The sequence below is a fragment of the Pontibacter lucknowensis genome (genome assembly GCF_900156415.1).
Taxonomy (GTDB): Bacteria; Bacteroidota; Bacteroidia; order Cytophagales; family Hymenobacteraceae; genus Pontibacter; species Pontibacter lucknowensis.
In genome coordinates, this window is the sequence record NZ_FTNM01000002.1 from 454006 (window position 1) to 473264 (window position 19259).

16 protein-coding genes are annotated in these 19259 nt (G+C 49.1%); 13 read left to right on the forward strand and 3 right to left on the reverse strand.

All coding sequences use genetic code 11. The annotated features are described in order from the left end of the window. Positions 1-4: 4 nt before the first annotated feature. The gene (locus BW972_RS08120) at positions 5-1909 is read right to left on the reverse strand and encodes a DUF294 nucleotidyltransferase-like domain-containing protein (RefSeq protein WP_076421733.1); all 1905 of its coding nucleotides are present in this window, start codon (positions 1907-1909) and stop codon (positions 5-7) included. Next, positions 1906-2625, reverse strand: coding sequence for a 3'-5' exonuclease (locus BW972_RS08125; RefSeq protein ID WP_083674110.1), 720 nt, complete (start codon positions 2623-2625; stop codon positions 1906-1908). Before BW972_RS08125 ends, BW972_RS08120 begins: the two co-directional genes overlap by 4 nt. Positions 2626-2774: 149 nt before the next feature. Here BW972_RS08125 and holA point away from each other — a divergent pair, with 149 nt between their 5' ends. The 9 genes from holA to trmB all read left to right on the forward strand — a co-directional run bounded on the left by holA (position 2775) and on the right by trmB (position 13950). Further along, entirely contained in the window at positions 2775-3824 is a 1050-nt protein-coding gene (holA, locus tag BW972_RS08130) for a DNA polymerase III subunit delta (RefSeq protein ID WP_076421734.1), read from the forward strand. A 230-nt stretch (positions 3825-4054) separates the two neighbouring features. Continuing rightward, positions 4055-7105, forward strand: a complete 3051-nt coding sequence (locus BW972_RS08135) for a tetratricopeptide repeat protein (protein ID WP_076421735.1) — start codon at positions 4055-4057, stop codon at positions 7103-7105. 24 nt (positions 7106-7129) lie between these two features. Next, a complete protein-coding gene (locus BW972_RS08140; RefSeq protein WP_076422112.1) occupies positions 7130-8821 on the forward strand; it encodes a TonB-dependent receptor in 1692 nt (563 codons plus the stop codon). A 6-nt stretch (positions 8822-8827) separates the two neighbouring features. Beyond that, a complete protein-coding gene (locus BW972_RS08145) occupies positions 8828-9949 on the forward strand; it encodes an HU domain-containing protein (RefSeq protein ID WP_076422113.1) in 1122 nt (373 codons plus the stop codon). Between the two features lie 52 nt (positions 9950-10001). Further along, positions 10002-10655, forward strand: coding sequence for a MotA/TolQ/ExbB proton channel family protein (locus BW972_RS08150; RefSeq protein ID WP_007656466.1), 654 nt, complete (start codon positions 10002-10004; stop codon positions 10653-10655). A 2-nt stretch (positions 10656-10657) separates the two neighbouring features. Further along, positions 10658-11053, forward strand: coding sequence for an ExbD/TolR family protein (locus BW972_RS08155; protein ID WP_007656468.1), 396 nt, complete (start codon positions 10658-10660; stop codon positions 11051-11053). 13 nt (positions 11054-11066) lie between these two features. After that, entirely contained in the window at positions 11067-11987 is a 921-nt protein-coding gene (locus tag BW972_RS08160) for a hypothetical protein (protein WP_076421736.1), read from the forward strand. 59 nt (positions 11988-12046) lie between these two features. Beyond that, a complete protein-coding gene (locus BW972_RS08165; protein ID WP_234986325.1) occupies positions 12047-13294 on the forward strand; it encodes a bifunctional folylpolyglutamate synthase/dihydrofolate synthase in 1248 nt (415 codons plus the stop codon). Between the two features lie 2 nt (positions 13295-13296). Next, a complete protein-coding gene (gene trmB, locus BW972_RS08170) occupies positions 13297-13950 on the forward strand; it encodes a tRNA (guanosine(46)-N7)-methyltransferase TrmB (protein WP_076421738.1) in 654 nt (217 codons plus the stop codon). Positions 13951-14199: 249 nt separating this feature from the next. Here the strand turns inward: trmB and trpF are convergent, their stop codons facing one another. Next, entirely contained in the window at positions 14200-14823 is a 624-nt protein-coding gene (gene trpF, locus BW972_RS08175) for a phosphoribosylanthranilate isomerase (protein ID WP_007656473.1), read from the reverse strand. Positions 14824-15049: 226 nt separating this feature from the next. Here trpF and mnmA point away from each other — a divergent pair, with 226 nt between their 5' ends. The 4 genes from mnmA to rpe are packed head-to-tail and all read left to right on the forward strand — an operon-like array spanning position 15050 to position 19247. After that, the gene (gene mnmA, locus BW972_RS08180; protein WP_007656475.1) at positions 15050-16177 is read left to right on the forward strand and encodes a tRNA 2-thiouridine(34) synthase MnmA; all 1128 of its coding nucleotides are present in this window, start codon (positions 15050-15052) and stop codon (positions 16175-16177) included. Continuing rightward, the gene (locus BW972_RS08185) at positions 16177-16902 is read left to right on the forward strand and encodes a hypothetical protein (RefSeq protein WP_076421739.1); all 726 of its coding nucleotides are present in this window, start codon (positions 16177-16179) and stop codon (positions 16900-16902) included. Before mnmA ends, BW972_RS08185 begins: the two co-directional genes overlap by 1 nt. A 5-nt stretch (positions 16903-16907) precedes the next feature. Next, on the forward strand, positions 16908-18542 hold the full coding sequence (locus tag BW972_RS08190; protein ID WP_076421740.1) for a S8 family serine peptidase: 1635 nt from the start codon (positions 16908-16910) through the stop codon (positions 18540-18542). Between the two features lie 51 nt (positions 18543-18593). Then, positions 18594-19247 carry a ribulose-phosphate 3-epimerase gene (rpe, locus tag BW972_RS08195; protein WP_076421741.1) on the forward strand — a complete coding sequence of 218 codons (654 nt, stop codon included), beginning with the start codon at positions 18594-18596 and terminating at the stop codon, positions 19245-19247. Positions 19248-19259: the final 12 nt, after the last annotated feature.

Sequence of the window (19259 nt, forward strand, 5' to 3'; positions counted from 1 at the left end):
GTTTCTAGTGGAGCGATTCCATAAAGCCCACCTTTATTTTAGTTTGAAAACCACTAATAACCTTGAAGATCTCTTTCAGCGTGACCTGCTCAATTTTAGTGAGCGATTTAGGGTCGAGCAGGTTGTCGGGTTCTTTCCGGTCGTCGATGATCTGGATGGCCTGCTTCCGGAGGCGCATACCCATCAGGTAATAATAGGCCTGCAGCAGCTCCTGTCGCTCTTTCTCGGTGAAAACTCCCTTTTGGGCCAGTGCCTCCAGCCGTTCACCGGTATTTGTCAGGAATATTCGGTTGCGTAATGCATAAGCCCTTACCAGGTCTACGATCGGAGTCATGGTCTTTTTCAGATTGAACACCTGCTGACTGCCTTTGCTGAATGTTCTGATATTATTGAAGAACGTAAGCGGCGGCTCGTACTGCAGGGCGTTCTGTGCCATGTGGTGCAGGAATGTATGCTTGGGTCTCTCCAGTTCCTGATTTAGAAACGCTTTCAGTTCATCCATTATACCTTGTTCACCATACAGGAAGCGGCAATCAAAGAAGGTGGCTACTTTCAGAACCGCCTCCGGATCAGACTCTTGCAGCCAACTGCTGTAGTTGCGCTTCCAGTGGGAGAGGGAGTGGGTCCATTTTGAGTTCTTAGCCATAAAACCCCCTTCACAGAAACTGAAGCCAATGTGGTCGAGTCGCTCCGAAACGGTGGAGGCGAAGGCCAGAAAGTATTCACGCACTAGCTCGCGCTGCTCGTTGGCCTTGTCTTCATAAATGATGGCATTGTCCTGGTCGGTGCGCAGGGTCTGCTCTTTCCGGCCCTCGCTGCCCAACACCATGAACACAAATTTGGCAGGTGGTGGCCCCATTTCTGCGATCACACCTTCGATGACGTTGATGGCAATTGTGTCGGCTACGGTGGTGATCACCTGGTTCACGATCTCAGATTTCACGCCCCGGTTGAGCAGTTGGTATACCTGTTCGGGTACTTTCTGCCAGCGCTGCTTCAGTTCAGGTATACTCCTTGCCAGTTTGACCGACTGTATGAACATGAAAGGTGACTGCGCCAGGCTGCTCAGCAGTTTGTTCCGACTGATAAAGCCAATATAGCCAGTTTTGTCTGCTATCAGTAAATAACGGGCGCGGGTCTGAAACATCAGCAGGACGGCTTCATAGATATAGGCTTGCGATCCGATCGAAACAATGGGCTGGTCCATCACATCGCGTACCGGCTGGGTATAGGGGATCTGCCGTGCTACCACATTGTTGCGCAGGGTCAGGTCTGTCATGAAGCCGATGATCTGGTCCTGTTCGTTCTTCACAAAAAGGCAGCTTACTTTCTGGTTTACCATTATTTGCGCGGCCTCAGCAACAGGCGTGCTGACGGTGCATGCTACAATGTCCCGATACTCGATGGTTTCTACTTTGCGGGAGTAGAGTTGATCGGCGGCGATGTTGTTTTCGGGCTGTATGCGCGAAGACCTTATAAAGTGGGCATATTCCTCGTTGAGCATACGGCGGCCGTACTCCGCAGTGAAATAATGAAGGAATGCCTCATAAGTCCGGCACAGTGCCAGAAATTCTTTTCGGTGCAAGGTATAGACGAGCGTGCCTTTCCGGCAGATGACGGTGCGGAAAGAGCGACGGCGATTAAGCAATATAGAGGTTCCACCGTAGCAGTAGCCACCACCGTAAGTTGCTGCCAGCCGCTTATTCTGTTCACTGTCGTAGAAGAACACTTCATACTCCCCCTGTACAATCAGATCGACGCCACGCAATTTTGATTCATTCTGCAGGTATAGGATTTGCTCTTTTGGGTAGTGCACTTCCTCCAGCAGCTCAGCAATGCCCTGTAAAACCTCGTCCGGCAAGAGGTTAAAAGGTTTTACAGTTTTCAGGAATTCGTATTTTGGGTTCATGTCAGTAACAAAGCGATCAGGTATAGGATGAAAACAAGGAGCAGGAATACGACAAAATGCAACAATCTTCGACGATGACTGCGCGGCCTGCGGCGGAGTGGCTGTGGCGGAGGAGGTTCCTGCTGAAGTTGCACAGTTTGTTCGTCAATATCACCTCTGCGCCATAGTTCAAAGAAACTGCTTGCCGTAGCATGCGCGTCGCTCCGTGCATCATGTTCATTTTGAAGGGGTTCGCCGAACAGGCGCATGTGCAGCTCTCCCAATCGCATATGGCGATGCCTTGCCTCACGGACAAAATGGTTGGTGGCAAGCATTGTGCAGAAAGTAGGCAGATGCTCCAGCGGGTTGTCTAAGCCTGCTCTGTAAAAGCCCAGGCCCAGCATTTTGTAGTCGAGCTGCATAAAATGCCCCACGACCAATGGCTGATAGTGAATCAGGTCCTGCTGCAGCAAATGTAAGGCTTCATAGCGCCCTGTTCCATTTATTTCCAGAAACTCAAGGCTGATGCCATGTATGCGTTCAGAAACGGCATTCATTTCGTAGTCTGAGGGCTTGATATAGAAGTTTTCAGACTTAACGAACTCTCCTTGCCGGGTATAGACTTCCCAGGCGACCTGTACGATATGTGGCCAGTTGTCGCGTGCTGAATAGGGCATGCTCCAGTCCTTGGGCAAACCCGAGGTTTCGGTGTCGACAAAGAGCAGATAGGTGTTCACTGTATAAAATTAGACAATATTCAGGACAGTCAGAATATATTGGATTTTATTCTTTTTTTGGCACTTCAGCCTTTCATTTGCAGCGCAGATACCAGTATATTTGATGTCTGTATACCTGAACAATCACCAATCTATACCTTTCAAACAGCATGTCGCACACCCCAGAGGGCATTATGGAGCAATTAAAGAAGAGGCAGTTTGCCCCTGTGTATTTTTTGCAGGGAGAGGAGCCTTTCTATATTGACCAGATTGCCGATTTTATAGAGGCACACGCCCTGCAGGAGCACGAAAAGGGCTTCAACCAAGTGGTAATATACGGCAAGGATGTAGATGTGGCTACGGTATTGCTGCAAGCCAAGCGTTTCCCGATGATGGCGGAGCGCCAGGTGGTGATCGTGAAGGAGGCGCAGAGCATTGTGGACCTGGAGCGGGAGGAAGGCATGAAACAGCTGGAGGCATACCTGCAGAACCCACTGCCTTCTACCATACTGGTATTTTGCCATAAGCATAAAACCCTGGATGGGCGCAAGGCTTTAGGCAAAGCTGTACAGAAACACGCCGTGCTGCTCACGACCAAGAAGCTTTACGATAACCAGATACCCGCCTGGATCACAGGGTATGTGAAAAGCAAAGGCCTTCAGATAAGCCCTAAAGCGGTGATGCTGCTTAGTGAGTTTATTGGGGCAGACCTTTCGCGGCAGGCCAACGAGATTGATAAGCTGCTGATCAACCTGAAACCAGGGCAGGCGATAGACGAGCGGGTGGTGCAGGAGAACGTTGGCATCAGCAAGGAATACAACATCTTCGAACTCCAGTCGGCGCTCATTGCCCAGGATGCGCTCAAGGCCAACCGGATCATCCAGTATTTTGAGGCTAATCCCAAAAATAATCCGCTTATACCTAACCTGAGCCTGCTCTTTACGTTTTTCACCAAGCTTTTGACCCTGCACCAGTCTGCCGACAAGTCAGAATCCGGCGTGAGGAAGAGTCTGGGTAACCGTGGTTTCCTGGTAAAAGAGTATATGCAGGCGCTTCGGGTGTTCCCGCTGTTGCGTGTCGTGGATATCATTCATCATATCCGGGTGGCCGATCTGCAGGTGAAGGGCATAAGCGGTGGCGATATGAGTGAATCTGAAATTTTAAAAGAGCTGGTGTTCAAGATATTGCACCCGGTGCCGCGAACTTTAGCCTATCATTGAGTACAATTTCACACGATCAGCACAATATTTGCTATTGCTGCTGCATTGTATAAAGGTGTGAGGTGTGCGTCAGCCCTTTTCGGCAGGATGTTTATCGCCTATGGTTCGTGCGGTTATCGAATTTTAACTAACTTTGAGTTTGCCTGCAAGGCATAGCGCCGTCTGGTGCATATACCTGTTTTCTAAGATTAAGTCATAAGAATAGCTCAAAAGCGAGCAGTAAGATACATATGAAGATAGCCTATAAAGTAGCGCTGGCATCGGTTTTGGCTGGAGGAAGCCACATAGCGGTGGCCCAGCACACACAGGTGTTCACCGCAAAAGACAAGCACTACCATGAAGGCGTGGAGTTGTTTGACCGAGCCAAATACGGAGCGGCCCAGGAGGCCTTCCGCAAGTACATCAACCTGATCGGTGACGATGCCAAGACGGCCGACGCGCAGTACTACTATGCACTGAGCGGGCTATACCTGTTACACCCGGACGCTGAACAGTTGATCCTCAATTTTACGCGCAAATTCCCGACTCACCCGAAGACGGCCCTGGCTAATTACGAGCTGGGTCTGTACTACTTTGAGAACAAGGATTATAAGAAGGCGGTGGAGAAGCTGGAGAATGCGCCTGTACATCTTCTGAGTATCAAGCAGAACAAAGAGCTGGAGTTTAAACTCGGCTATTCTTATTTCGCCAACAAGGATTTCAAAAACGCCAAGATCTGGTTCGACAAGAATAAGACAACTGGCTTTAGAGAAGATGAACACCGTTTTGCCTATGCTTCAAACTATTACGCGGGCTATATAGCTTACCGAGAAGGTGATTATGACGCTGCGAAAGCGGACCTATTGATCGCCGAAAAGAATGAAGCCTATGCGCAGATAGTGCCTTACATGATCACCGAGATTCTGTATAAGGAGCATGATATTTTCGAAGTGATCCGATACGGAGAGGCAGCCCTGGCTAAAACCCCTCAGGTACAACAGGCTGATGAAATTGCCCTGTTGGTGGGCGATGCCTATTATCAGCGTGCTGAGTACAAAAAAGCTGAACAGTACTTCAGCCAGTATGCGCAGGGTAAGCGCAAGCTGGATCCGGTGATCCAGTACAAGATCGCCTATACTGACTACAAGAACGGTAACTTTAAAAATGCGATTGCCAATTTCAAAGAAGTAGCGAGCAAGAAAGACGCCCTCGGTCAGAATGCTGCTTATTACTTAGGTATGAGCTATCTGCGTGAAGACAACAAGCAGTATGCCCTGACCGCTTTTGACCAGGCCCGCAAAAATGACCAGGACAAAACCATCACCGAAGCGTCCACCGTTAAGTTTGCGCAGGTAAGCTACGAACTGGGTAACTTCCGTGACGTGTTCAACTCCCTGCAGAATTTCAACGAGCAATTTCCTAAGTCAGAACACGCCACCGATGTCGACAACCTGCTGACAGAGGCGTATTTTAACTCGAACAACTACTCGGAGGCTATTCGTCACATCGAGAGCATGCCGAACAAGAGCTATAAGATACTGGAAACTTACCAGCGTATGACACACCTGTACGGCGTAAACCTCTTCAACGAAGGCAAATTCCCGACGGCTGTTTCCATGCTGGACAAGTCGCTGCAGTATCCTTATGACAAAGAGATTACAGCAGCCAGCCACTTTGTGAAAGGCGAGGCTTACTCCATGGGACAGCGGTACGTGGATGCCATCAACAGTTACGCGGCTGTGTTCCGCAACAGTGAGGCACGTAAGTCGGAGTACTACATGAAGTCCCGCTACGGTATAGGCTACGCCTACTACAACAACAAGGAGTACGACAAAGCCATGCCGCACTTCAAGGCTTACGTGGACGGCACCAGCACTAGCGACCCAAACCACTTCGATGCGATGATGCGACTGGCGGACCTGCATTATGTGAACAAGCAGTATGCGCCTGCCCTGGCGCTTTACGACAAAGTACTGGCTTCCAATTCCAATGACAAGGACTATGTATACTTCCAGAAAGGTATCGTGCTGAGCCTGATGGGCAACAAGGAAGCGGCTAAGCAGAATCTGCAGACCGTGTACAGCCAGTACCAGAAGTCTCGCTACGTAGAGCCTGCCATTTATCAACGTGCTATCATTGAGTTCGAATCAGGTAATTATGAGTCGGCTGTATCAGGTTTTACGGCGCTTATTCAGAGCAGGCCGCAAAGCCGTTTGGTGCCGAATGCGCTTGAGAAACGAGGTATAGCCTATGCTAACCTGGGCAAGAATGCAGAAGCTGCTGCAGACTATAAGCGAGTACTCGACGAATTCCCGAACTCACGTTCTGCCAGCGGTTCACTTTACAGTCTGCAGGAGGTACTGGCTACTCAGAACCGCAGCAGTGAATTTGACACCTACGCAGAGAAATTCAGAACAGCGAATCCGGAAAGTAATGCTTTAGAAAGCATTGAATTCGAAGCTTCTAAAACGCTTTATTTCAACGAGAAATACGACCAGGCGCTGACTAAACTGGAGACTTATCTGAAAACTTATCCGAACAGTCCTTTTGTAAGCGATGCCCGTTACTTCCTGGCTGATTCTTATCTGCGCACTAATCAAACGGAGCAGGGCTTGCAGCGCATGAAAGCTGTAGTAGAAGAGAACAAGAGCGAGTATGTGAACCGTGCGATTCAGAAAGTGGCTGATGCGGAGTTTGAGAATAAGAACTACGCGGAAGCGATCAAGTACTACAGCCGCCTGCGCGACACGGCCATTAACCGCCGTGAGCAGCAAACCGCACTGACAGGCCTGATGAAGAGCCACTTCCTGTCAAACGACTATGCGGCATCAAAGCGAATTGCCAACGAGCTGATCAGCCAGGGTAATTCAGCGCTTTACGTTTACAACACAGCGCAGCTGTACAAAGGCAAAGCGACCTATGCCGAAGGCAACCTGGATCAGGCCCTGAAAGAGCTTCGTGAAACAGCTGCGTCAGCGACTGACGAAAATGGAGCAGAGGCACAGTACCTGGTAGCCGAGATTCTGTATAAGCAGAAGAAATATGCTGAGTCAATCGATGTAGCCTTTGACTTCAACACGAAGTTCTCCAGCTACGACTTCTGGCTGGGCAAGTCCTTCCTGATCATCGCCGATAACTATGTGGCGCAGAACGAAACTTTCCAGGCAACTTCAACACTTAACTCTATCATTGAGCACTCACCAGTGCCCGAAATTGTGGCAGAGGCAAAGCAGAAGCTGGCTAAATTGGGTGGTGCACCGAGTACGGCCCCGGCTGACACCGTGAAGGGAAGAAAAAGATAATGCATCTTGAAGAGAAACATCAACATGAAGAATAGATTGAAAAAGACTTCCCTGGCAGTGATTGTGCTGTGTGCTGGATACAGCTTTGTGAACAACGCCCAGGCACAGACAACAGGCTGGGGCGAAGGTGCTAAACTGCAGGATGCAGAAGTAGTGGTAGAAAAGGATCGCAAGATCGAACTACCGAGAGCTTCGCGCAACTACCAGAAATTTGCAGTGGTGCAGCCAGAGCCGGGCGAACGCAATGTGCGCTACCGTTTCAATGATTACCGCCTCGAGGACCAGGATGTGAACCTGCAGGTGCGCGTGCTCACCATCAAGCAGGACGAACTGACCAAACTGTACGGCAATTATGTCAAAGCAGGTATAGGCAACTACGGTACGTTATACCTCAAAGGCTATTTCCACAACAAGCGCAGTAATGTGGCTTCCTATGGAGCTGATGTCAGTCATATCACTTCCGCCAGAGGACCGGTTGACGGCCGTAATTCAGCTGTGACTAATTCGGCAATCAATCTGAACGGTGAGAGCTACCTGCAAGGCCTCACATTGGGTGGTAAACTTGGCTACGGACGCGACAAGTATCACTTCTACGGATACAGCCCGGTACAGGAAACGACCGTAGACCGCGATACCATCAGCCAGGTATTCAACCGCGTAAATGCCGAAGGGTATATGCATAACCACGGAGCAGGTATGCCGCTTCTGTTCAGAGCCGGATTGAACGTGAACTATCTGAACGACCGCTACGACATGCGGGAGACAAACATCGCAGCTAAGTTGAATACCGAGTATGGCCTAGATGATGTGTCCGCTTTCAAAGTTGATGCTGACCTGTCAGTGGTGTCGCATAAAGACTCTGCTTCTGTAGGCCGTACCATGTTTAAACTTCATCCGCAGTACGAGCGTCATTTGAATGCGATCCGTCTATCGATTGGAGCCAATGTCGCTTACACAGGCGACACTGTGAATGACGCACGCAAGTTCAATGTATACCCGACAGTACGTGTAGGAGTAGAGCCTATCAAGGATAACCTATTGATCTACGCAGGTATAGGGGGAGATCTGCAAAGAGTTACTTTATATCAGCTGACACAGGAAAACCCATTCCTGGCGCCGAATGTAAGAGTGGCTGATCAGAACAAAGGACTGGAGGTATACGGTGGTATGCAGGCCAATATTGCCAACTTTGTGCACCTGACAGGTCGTGTGGCCTACCAGAACTTCCGCAACATGTACTTCTACAACAACTCTGCACTTGACTCAACCAAGTTTGACCTGGTGTATGATGACGGCGTGACAAATGTTTTGAATATTTATGGTGAAGCCACCTTTAATTATTCAGACGAACTGCGCATAGGATTAAAGGCTGATTATAACAAATATAGCACAGCTACCTTAGAGCAGCCGTTTCACCGTCCGGAGTTGATGGCAAGTGTTTTTGCCACCTACAACTTCTATGATAAGATTCTCTTTAATTCAGAACTTTACTATATTGGGAGTTCTTTCGGGCGCATTACCCGTCCTGGCGGCACATTTGTGCTGCGGGAGACAGATACGATCGTGGACCTGAATCTGAAGGCGGATTATAAATTCTCCAACAGATTCACGACTTTCCTGATGGTAAATAATTTGTTTGCGCAGAAGTACGAAAGGTTTGTAAATTACCCGAACAAAAGTATAAACCTGATAGGAGGCGTCTCTTATTCATTCTAAGTGCCTATGGTAGAAAAGCACATCAAGCACCTGCTCTACAATCACGACTGCGTGATCATACCTGATTTTGGCGGGTTGATCACGCGCTATGTGCCTGCCCGGATCAATCCGGTGAAGCATACGCTGGTGCCACCGTCCAAAAAAATTGCTTTCAATGAAAAGCTGGTTCTGAACGATGGTCTGCTCATCAGCACCATCGCCTATACCAACAACATTACTAAAGAAGAGGCCAGGCAACTGGTTATGTCTTTTGTGCATGAAGTTCGTAACCGGTTGGATAGTGAGCAACGGTTTGAGCTGACCGATATCGGCGTGTTCAAATACAACCATGAACGAAAGTTGGTGTTTGACTACACAGAAGGCGACAACCTGTTGGAAGCAAGCTTCGGTCTGCCTGAGATTGTTGCCAGACCAATTCGTCATGAAGAACCGGCCGTGCTGCGCACCCTGATCAAGGAGCGACAGGCAGCAGAGGCAGCACCTGCCAGGAAGCCATTCAAAGCCCGTCTGAAGCGCGCCTACCACGTAGCAGCAGGGCTGGCCTTAACTGGTTTGGTTGGAGCAACACTTTACATGCTTTCCCTGCAAACGGACTATAATCTGAGCAGTCTGAATCCGATTTCGCTGATCAATGGCGACAAGCAGGCGGCGGCTGAGCAGACAGCAATTACAGTACCTGTTCAGAACGAAGCCACCTTAAAACAAGATGCTGGAATCGGTGCATTTGATGCAGCGGAGGCAGGTATAGAAAATGAAGCTGAAGCCTGGGGTGATGCCTCAAGCAGTACTTCTGACTTCGAAACCCAATATGCTGCAGATGAAATCGTTAATGATAAAGACGAGCCTGTTGCGGAAGTAGCTGCTCCATCAGTGGCCAGCACCACTGTGAGTGGCAAGGATGGTCGCTTTTATATTATCACAGGCGGTTACGCCCGTATGCTGAACGCAGAGTTCAGCCGTCAGGAAATTGCGGAGTTCGGCCACGAGGCCAAAGTTTTGGAGCCTGGCAAAGGCAGCAGGCTCTTTAAAGTATCTGTCGCTGACTTTGCATCTGCAGAGGAGGCGCAGGCTGCCATGAACACATACAGACAAACATTCGGAGACAATATTTGGGTTTTTAATAATTAACATGACATCTCTCTTCTTACAAATTACGACAACTCCTGCTGACACGACTTCTATGTTGGCTGATGGAGCAGAAACAGCGGAAAGCTCGGTATCCTTACTGGACCTGGCGATGGCGGGTGGTTGGGCCATGATCCCACTGCTGCTTTTGTCTCTGGCTGCCGTTTACATCTTTTTTGAGCGTTACCTGACGCTTAAGAAGGCTGCCAAAAACCCGGATGGTTTCAGTGATCGCATCAAGAGCATGGTATTGGCCGGCGACATCAACGGTGCCCGTATGCTGTGCGCGCAGACCAACACACCAGTATCCCGCATGTTGGGCAAAGGGGTGAGCCGCATCGGTAACCCACTCAAGAACATTGAGACCTCTATTGAGAACGTGGGCAAGATCGAGATCAGCCGACTGGAGCGTAATTTGGCTGCCCTGGCCACTATTGCAGGTGCTGCCCCGATGCTTGGCTTCTTAGGTACGGTAACAGGTATGATCCAGGCCTTCATCGCCATTGCACAGGCTGAAGGTTCCGTTAGCCCGCAGTTGCTGTCAGCTGGTATCTACCAGGCGATGGTAACAACAGCTACTGGTCTGATGATCGGTCTGCCAGCTTACGTAGGGTACAACTACCTGGTGTCAAAGATCGATAACATCGTACACGCCATGGAATACTCTTCTATTGAATTCATTGATCTGTTACAAGAACCACAACTTTAAGCATGAATTTACGCTCCAAAAACAGGATCAACCCCGATTTCAACATGTCCTCTATGACGGACATTATCTTCCTGTTGCTTATTTTCTTCATGCTTACCTCAAACTTTGTGACGCCAACCGGCCTGCCGGTTAGCTTGCCTTCCAGCAAGGTGTCTAACATCGTGATGGAGAAGGTAAACATCACGATTACAAAAGACATACAGTATTTTCTGAACGGTAAGCAAATAGACGAGTCGCAGCTAGAGTCACAGTTGGCAGCACTTTTGCAGGGAACAGAAGAAGGCGTGGTGGTGTTGAACGTAGACAAGACCGTGCCGGTGGAGTATCTGGCCAAGGTGGCAGGTATAGCTGCCAGCCTGAAAGCGAAAGTAACTTTGGCCACTGAGCCTACAAAGTAGTATTGAATTACACATGGAGATAGCATTATCACAGGAAGAGGAAAAGAATAAGAAGATTGCTGCAGGGATTAGTATTACCCTGCACATCATCATTCTATTGCTGCTCTTTTTCCTGCTGGCCTGGAATGGTGCCCCTGGCAACCCGGACGAGGAGATCGGTATTGAGATAAACTATGGCACAGACGCCATGGGCAGCGGTGACGTGCAGTCGAAGGCTACTCCGAACGAGTCGAAGAACGTGCAGGATAGCAAACCTGCTCCAACACAGCCAGATCCGCTTCCTGAGCCTAAGCCAGTAGCTGCGGCTACTCCTACACCGCCCACTCCTGTAGAAACCCCGAAGGTGGTAACTGCCCCTGTGGAATCGCCTGTGTCGGTGAAAGAGGAAGTAAAGCCTCAGCCGAAGCCTACGCATAAGGTGGAAGAAGTAAAGAAGCCGGTAGAACAGCCGAAGGAAGAGGTTAAGAAGCCAGAGCCGGAGAAGCCACGTACGCTATACCCTGGCAAGCCTACCGAAAGCACGGGTACAGGTAAAGCCGGCACATCAAACGAGGCTACTGGCAACAACAATGGCGACGATGCCAACAAAGTAGGCGATAAAGGTGACCCACGCGGTCAGATGACTGCCAAAAATTACGAAGGTACGCCTGGCGGTGGAGGCGGAGGTGACGGTCTTGATATGGCCGGCTGGCGCTATGACATCTCGCCTAAGCGTGACCCTTACGAGAATGAAACTGGTTTTGTGAAGTTCCGCATCCGTATCGACGCTGACGGCAACCTGATCGGCATTGACCGACTGGAAAGCACAGTTTCACCGCACGTAGAGAAGTGGTACCGCGAGCAGCTTCAGAAAACAACCTTTAGCCGCACGGGTGGAGGCAGAAGCACAACAGGCGCCACCGGTACTGTTACCTTTGTGATCAGATCACGCTAATTTCTATTGATTTCATGACTTATCAAGAGTGTCTTGATTACCTATACCAGCAATTGCCGATGTTTCAACGCATCGGCAATGCTGCTTTTAAGAAGAGCCTCGACAACATTATAGCCCTCTGTGACGCACTGGGGCAGCCGCAGCACAAGTTTAAGACAGTGCACGTGGCGGGTACCAACGGCAAAGGTAGCAGCTCCCATATGCTGGCTGCCGTGCTGCAGAGCGCCGGCTACAAAACAGGCCTCTATACCTCTCCGCACCTCAAGTCATTCACTGAAAGGGTGCGTGTGAACGGTGCCGAACTGCCACAGGACTACCTGATCTCTTTCGTAGAGCAGCACAAGGACCTGTTCGAGCAGGTTAAGCCTTCCTTCTTTGAAATGACGGTGGCGCTGGCCTTCCAGTATTTTGCTGACGAGCAGGTGGATGTTGCAGTGATCGAGGTAGGACTGGGCGGAAGACTCGATTCTACAAATATCATCACCCCGGAACTTTCGCTGATCACCAATATTGGCTTTGACCACCAGGCACTGCTAGGAGACACTTTGGCAGAGATAGCAGGAGAGAAGGCCGGCATCATCAAGCCCCATATACCTGCTGTGGTCAGCACTAAGCAGTCAGAAATCGCGCACGTGTTTGAGCAAAAGGCCGCTGCTGAACAGGCACCGCTATATTTTGCCACCGACAGTATACGTGTACAGGTGCTGGAGCAGCATCTGGAGGGGCAGGTATATGATGTATACCTGGATGGCAATCGCTGGCTACAGTCCCTGCAGTCTGACCTGGCTGGGGTATATCAGAAATTTAACCTGCCCGGAGTACTCAAGTCATTGTTGCTATTGCGTGAGCAAGGTTTCACAATTTCAGATGATGCCATACGTCAGGGTATAGGTCGGACCAAAACGATTACGGGTCTAAAAGGACGTTGGCAAGTGTTGGGGAATCAACCTTTAATAATTTGTGATACAGGCCACAATGTGGATGGTGTTAAACAAATACTTGCTCAGTTAGCAGCCTTAGCGCCTAAGCAGGTGCACTTTGTTTTTGGTGCCGTGAACGACAAGGACGTGACGACCACCCTGCAGCTTCTGCCGAAGGCGTATAACTATTATTTCTGTCAGGCGCAGATACCACGTGCGTTGCCTGTGTTGGAGCTCCAGGAAAAAGCGAAAATGGTCGGGCTGAGAGGTGAAGCCTATGCAACTGTAAGCGAAGCCATCGCTGCTGCCAAGGGAAATGCGGAGCCCGATGAGGTAATTTTTATTGGAGGTAGTACCTTTGTGGTCGCAGAGATTGACGAACTATAATAATGGGAAGAAGTAAATTAGCAAAGTTTGCCGCCATAGCGGAGCGTGAGAATGTAATAGAACCAGAAGGAGAACTCTATGGTCAATTGAAAGGCAAGTGGCGGGATGAGTTTTTCGAGAATGATAAGCCTCTGATCCTGGAGATCGGTTGTGGCCGCGGTGAATATACTGTAGGTATGGCACGGCTGTTTCCGGATAAAAACTTTTTGGGGCTCGATATCAAAGGTGCACGTATCTGGAAAGGCAGCTCTCTGGCGGAAGAGGAAGACCTGCACAATGTCGCTTTCCTGCGCACCTTTATCGAGAACCTGGAAGACAACTTTGCCGAAGGAGAGGTAGACGAAATATGGGTTACCTTCCCTGATCCACGACCGAAAGACCGCGACATCAAGCGTCGTCTCACATCGCCGCGTTTCCTGGACCTGTATGCTAAAATTCTAAAGCCAGGCGGAATTCTGCACCTGAAGACTGACAACCAGATGCTATTTGACTATACTCTGGAAGTGCTCCAGGAGCGTAATCCGAAAGAGTTGCTCTATACGCATGATCTATACAATTCTGATTTGCAAGAGCATACCATGGGCATCTACACCACCTACGAGAAGCGGTACCTGGCTGAGGGAATTACAATTAAATACCTGCAGTACAAAGTCTAAGCATCTATCGCTAATTACCTTTATTTTAAAACAAGACGGCCCGCCATACTCAGGTATAAGCGGACCGTTCTTATTTTATTCTAGAAATCACTCAGTTTCGGTTATAGGCATGGCGAGTATGATCCGGGAAAGATAAAGGTCAGTTCGGCATGATCTAAGCTACAAACTACCCCAGCCCGAATGGCGTTACGATGAAATGCTAATACATTTTAACTCCCCAATTCTTAAATTTCTAAACTCTCTAGCTCCTTAGTTTTCCTCTATTTCTTCGAAGATCTCCTGCAATTCGTCAAAATCTTTCAGGCCAGGTTTGATCTCGTGACCGCCGCGTAGGCCAATGCCTGCAGGTTTGATGTCCTTTAGCACCGCATTGATGTTATGACGATGCACGCCGAAGCCCAGGTATATCTGAAAGCGCTTTGCCAGATTCTTGAGGAACTTGGTATTGGTATCGTCTATGTTTTCGAAATCTGAGGAGTAGATCAGGAAGCTGTCAACAGATGGACCGTACAGCTCCATCATCTCCAGCAGCTCGCTCTCTACAGTGTCTTTATTGATAAAAACCTTCTGAATTACCGGTCGGTTAATCTCTTCGATCTCATCGATCAGGTAGGGCGTATCCAGTTGAATGTAATCCAGACCGAAGTCATCAGCATACTGGTTGATAATATCGGGCTTGGCACGCTCGAATTCGCCGGCCAGCTTAACGCCAGATACCCAGCCTACGATTTCCTTCAGCGTATCAGAAGACATACGCTCCTTATCGTCCAGTTTCAGGTTGAAGCTGATAATATCTACGCCCATGCCGGCGCAGTAACGCGCATCACTCAAATTGTTAATACCATTTACTATTACAGAGGTACGTAAGCCCATAGCAATCTATTTTTTAAAACCGGGTCGGTTGAGTTAGTCCTATTTAATTCCAAAGTAAGTTCCTTATCGGGTACGATGCCATATTTTTTAATGTTTTTTTTAATGCAACAGGGTCTTTTAAACAGTTGTTGCTACAATATTTGCCAGGCTGAATCTTTATTAGTGCCCCGATGTTACTATCTTTGTAGAAAAATTATAGCATTTCGAATTACAATTCTGAAGATAAATGAGTAAGTTAGGAAGGGTATTGGTAGCCATGAGCGGCGGCATAGACAGCTCCGTGGCGGCTGTGATGTTGCACGAGCAAGGCTATGAAGTGGTGGGTATGACCATGAAAACTTGGGACTATGCATCGAGCGGCGCCAGCAAGAAGGAGACTGGTTGTTGCAGCCTCGACTCCATCAACGACGCCCGAAACATAGCGGTACAGCTCGGCTTCCCGCACTATATTATAGACATACGCGAAGAGTTTGGTGACTATGTGATCAACCACTTCACAGACGAATACATTGCAGGCCGTACGCCAAACCCATGCGTGTTGTGTAACACACATATCAAGTGGGATGCATTGTTACGTCGTGCCGATCAATTAGGCTGTGACTTTATCGCGACCGGGCACTATGCTAACATCCGGGAAGAAAATGGCCGCTATGTGATATCAAAAGGTCTGGACGAAAACAAAGATCAGTCGTATGCGCTGTGGGGTATTTCGCAGGAGAGCCTGAGTCGTACGATGTTCCCACTTGGAAAACTGCGTAAAACGGAGATTCGACAGATGGCCATGGACCGTGGCTTCACGGAACTGGTGAATAAGCCGGAGTCTTATGAGATATGCTTTATACCTGACAACGACTACAGGGGCTTCCTGAAGCGCCGTGTTGAGGGACTGGAAGAGCAGGTAGCCGGCGGTGAGTTTGTATTGGAGGACGGTACTGTAGTAGGCAAGCATGAAGGTTATCCGTTTTATACCATCGGGCAACGCAAAGGCCTGGGTATAGCACTTGGTTTTCCGGCTTATGTGACCCGCATTGAGAAAGAGACTAACCGCGTAATACTGGGTAACTATGAGGACCTGGCCAAAAATGCGATGACCGTAGGTAAGCTTAACATGGTGAAGTATGAGAACCTGATTGGTCAGCCTATACCTACCATTACGAAAGTTAGGTATAACGACCCGGGTACAGAGGCCATTATCGAGCAAGAAGGAGATAAGATGAAAGTACACTTTCTGAGTGGTGTGCATGCGATTGCTCCTGGTCAGGCAGCCGTATTCTACGAAGGCAACGACGTAGTGGGTGGCGGCTGGATCGAGTCAAACTATAACTCAGACTATAACCTGAACGTGTTGCAATAATGAGAAGAGCCCTCTTGCTCCTGGTTGTGCTGGCTGCCTTTGTAGCTGGCTGCGAAAATAAATACAAGGACCCTGATCCTGTGGCGATGGGCTACGACTATTATCCGCTGGAAGTAGGACTGTATCGGGTGTATGATGTGAAGGAAACGCTCTACTTCGGTGAAACACCTTCCGAGCTTAACTATCAGTTGAGGGAACGGGTAGATACTAGCTTTATTGACCAGACGGGGCAGCTTGTTTATAAGATTATTCGTTCTAAACGACCGTCAGCAACTGCTGAATGGTTAGATGATTCGGTAATGACAGCGGCTAAAAGCCCAACAATGGTCATGCTTACCAAAGACAATACGAAATACGTGAAGCTTGTATTTCCTGTTAAGAACGGATTAGAGTTTGTTGGCGATTTGTACAATACGTGGCAAGTGACTGAAGGTAAATTGCGAGATAATAAGGAAGTTTATGTATATGAAAATGTAGGGTTGAGCTATGAAGTAGCCGGAGAAACCTATCCGTCTACAGCCACTGTAATTCAGAAGTTCTTAACAAACAGTACTAAACTCGATGACCGTTATGAAGTTTATGCAGAAGGTATAGGCCTGGTGCATCGTGTTTCCGACCGACTCAACTACGAGAACTGTTCAAGTGGTGTAGGTTGTGTGGATGGGTTTAAAATTGCAAGCGGCCATGAACGGGAAGAAATCTTAATCGAGCACGGTAAACTTTAAAGCTTATGCGGCATCTGTTTCTGCTTGTTTTACTTCTGACGATGGCCCTTTATACAAGGGCGCAGGGAGGCGACGGCGCACAACAGAAGCATTTGATCTTCTTCACTGACAAAGACAATTCTCCTTATTCAATAGCAGAACCAGCGCTATACCTTTCAGCTAAGGCGATCGAACGCCGCAGCAAGCAGGGTATAGCGCTTTCTTTTCGTGACCTTCCGGTGAATCCGGCTTATGTAAGCGACATCAAGGCAGCTGGCGCTATAGTGCTCTATACCTCTCGCTGGTTCAATGCGGCGGTCGTGCAATGTTCTCCTCAAAAGCTGGCCGAGTTACAAACACTTGCCTTTGTGAAGGGTACGCAGCAACTCAACCGCCTGCCTGCCTCAAATAAAAAAGCCACGCAATCAAACGATAGCCTGGCGCTTGCTAAGGTTTCGTTTGACCCTTCTTATTTTGGTCCATCCTTTCACCAGTCCAACATGCTGGGTATACCTGAACTACACGCGGCTGGGTATCAAGGCGAAGGCATGACCATTGCCGTATTCGACGCAGGTTTTCCGGGGGTGAACAGCATCGGTGCTTTCTCACACCTTTTCCAGAACGGTCAGCTCAAAGGCACTTACGACTTTGTTGGGAACAAGACGAATGTCTACGGCCACAGCCAGCACGGTACCTCGGTGCTTTCCACGATGGCCGCATATGATCCCGGACGCATTGTGGGCACAGCCCCCAAAGCAGACTATTACCTGTTCCGCACGGAAGATGCCGCTACTGAGCATAACATTGAAGAGGTGAACTGGCTTCTAGCCGCTGAGTTTGCCGATAGTGCCGGGGTAGACGTGATCAATTCTTCGCTCGGCTATACCTTGTTCGATGCACCTTCTTACAGCTATACCTATGGCGAACTCAATGGTAATACGACGATCGTTACCCGTGCCGCCGACCTGGCCGCTGCAACGGGTATGCTGGTCGTGACAAGTGCCGGTAACGAGGGAAACAAGACCTGGCGCTATATCTCGGCGCCCGCCGATGCCGACTCAGTGCTTACAGTGGGCGCTGTGGACTCGTTGGCAGTTCACGCCTTGTTCAGCTCAGTTGGCCCCACAGCCGATCAGAGAACCAAACCAGATGTGGTAGCCATGGGGCAGCAAGTATATGTGTTGTCCTCTTCCGGTGCTCTTGGCCGCTCCAGTGGTACCTCGTTTTCAGGTCCGATCATGGCTGGTATGGTAGCCTGCATCTGGCAGGCTCGTCCGAAGCTTACCAACATGCAGTTGCTCGAGCTGATGCGTCAACTGGGAAGTAATTACAACAACCCGAATAATTCCATCGGTTACGGTATCCCGACATATAGCCGACTCGTCACAGGCTTGGCAGACGAACTGGCAGCAGGTATCAACATCACCAACCCGGTAGCGGAGGATCCTATTGTACTGCGGATGGACGAGAACTGGCAGAAGGAGCTTGCGCTGGCACAACTCTATGATGCCACTGGTAAGCTGGTGTATACCCAACTGCTTCCCGCACAGCAGGCCACACACACGCTGAGCATCAGACCGTCTCGGTTAAAAAAAGGCATATACCTTTGTCAGATAAGCTCCAACAGCAAAAACGTTACCCTGCGCTTTGTCAAACTCTAGTGCCGAAGTTTTTCACACAACAGATTCTATCTTAATTTCTATATTTGCTTCATGAAACCAATTATCGCCCCCTCTGTACTTGCTTCAGATTTTGCTAACCTGCAGTCTGAAGTAGAAATGCTGAACGAAAGCCAGGCTGACTGGCTGCATATCGACATCATGGACGGCCGCTTTGTGCCGAACATTTCTTTCGGATTTCCTGTGCTGCAGGCCATTCAGCGGCATGCCAAAAAGCCGTTAGATGTACACCTAATGATCGTGGAGCCGGAGCTTTACATCGAGCAGTTCAGAGAGGCAGGAGCGGAGATCATATCTGTGCATCTGGAAGCCTGCAACCATCTGCACCGTACCATTCAGCAAATTAAAGCAACAGGAGCCAAGGCTGGTGTAGCCCTTAACCCGCATACTTCCGTACAACTGCTCGACGATGTGATTGCTGATGTGGATTTGGTTTGCGTGATGTCGGTTAACCCGGGTTTTGGCGGACAGAAATTCATCGAAAACACCTACCGTAAGATTGAAGCGCTGAAAAACCTGATCATTGCCCGTAACTCAAATGCACTTATTGAGATTGACGGTGGTGTAAACCAGCAGAATGCACCTTTGCTGCTTGAAAAAGGCGCTGATGCGCTGGTGGCCGGTAGCTTTGTGTTCAACTCTGCTGATCCTATTCAGACCATTGCCAATCTGAAAAACCAGGCTTAATTTATAATCAAA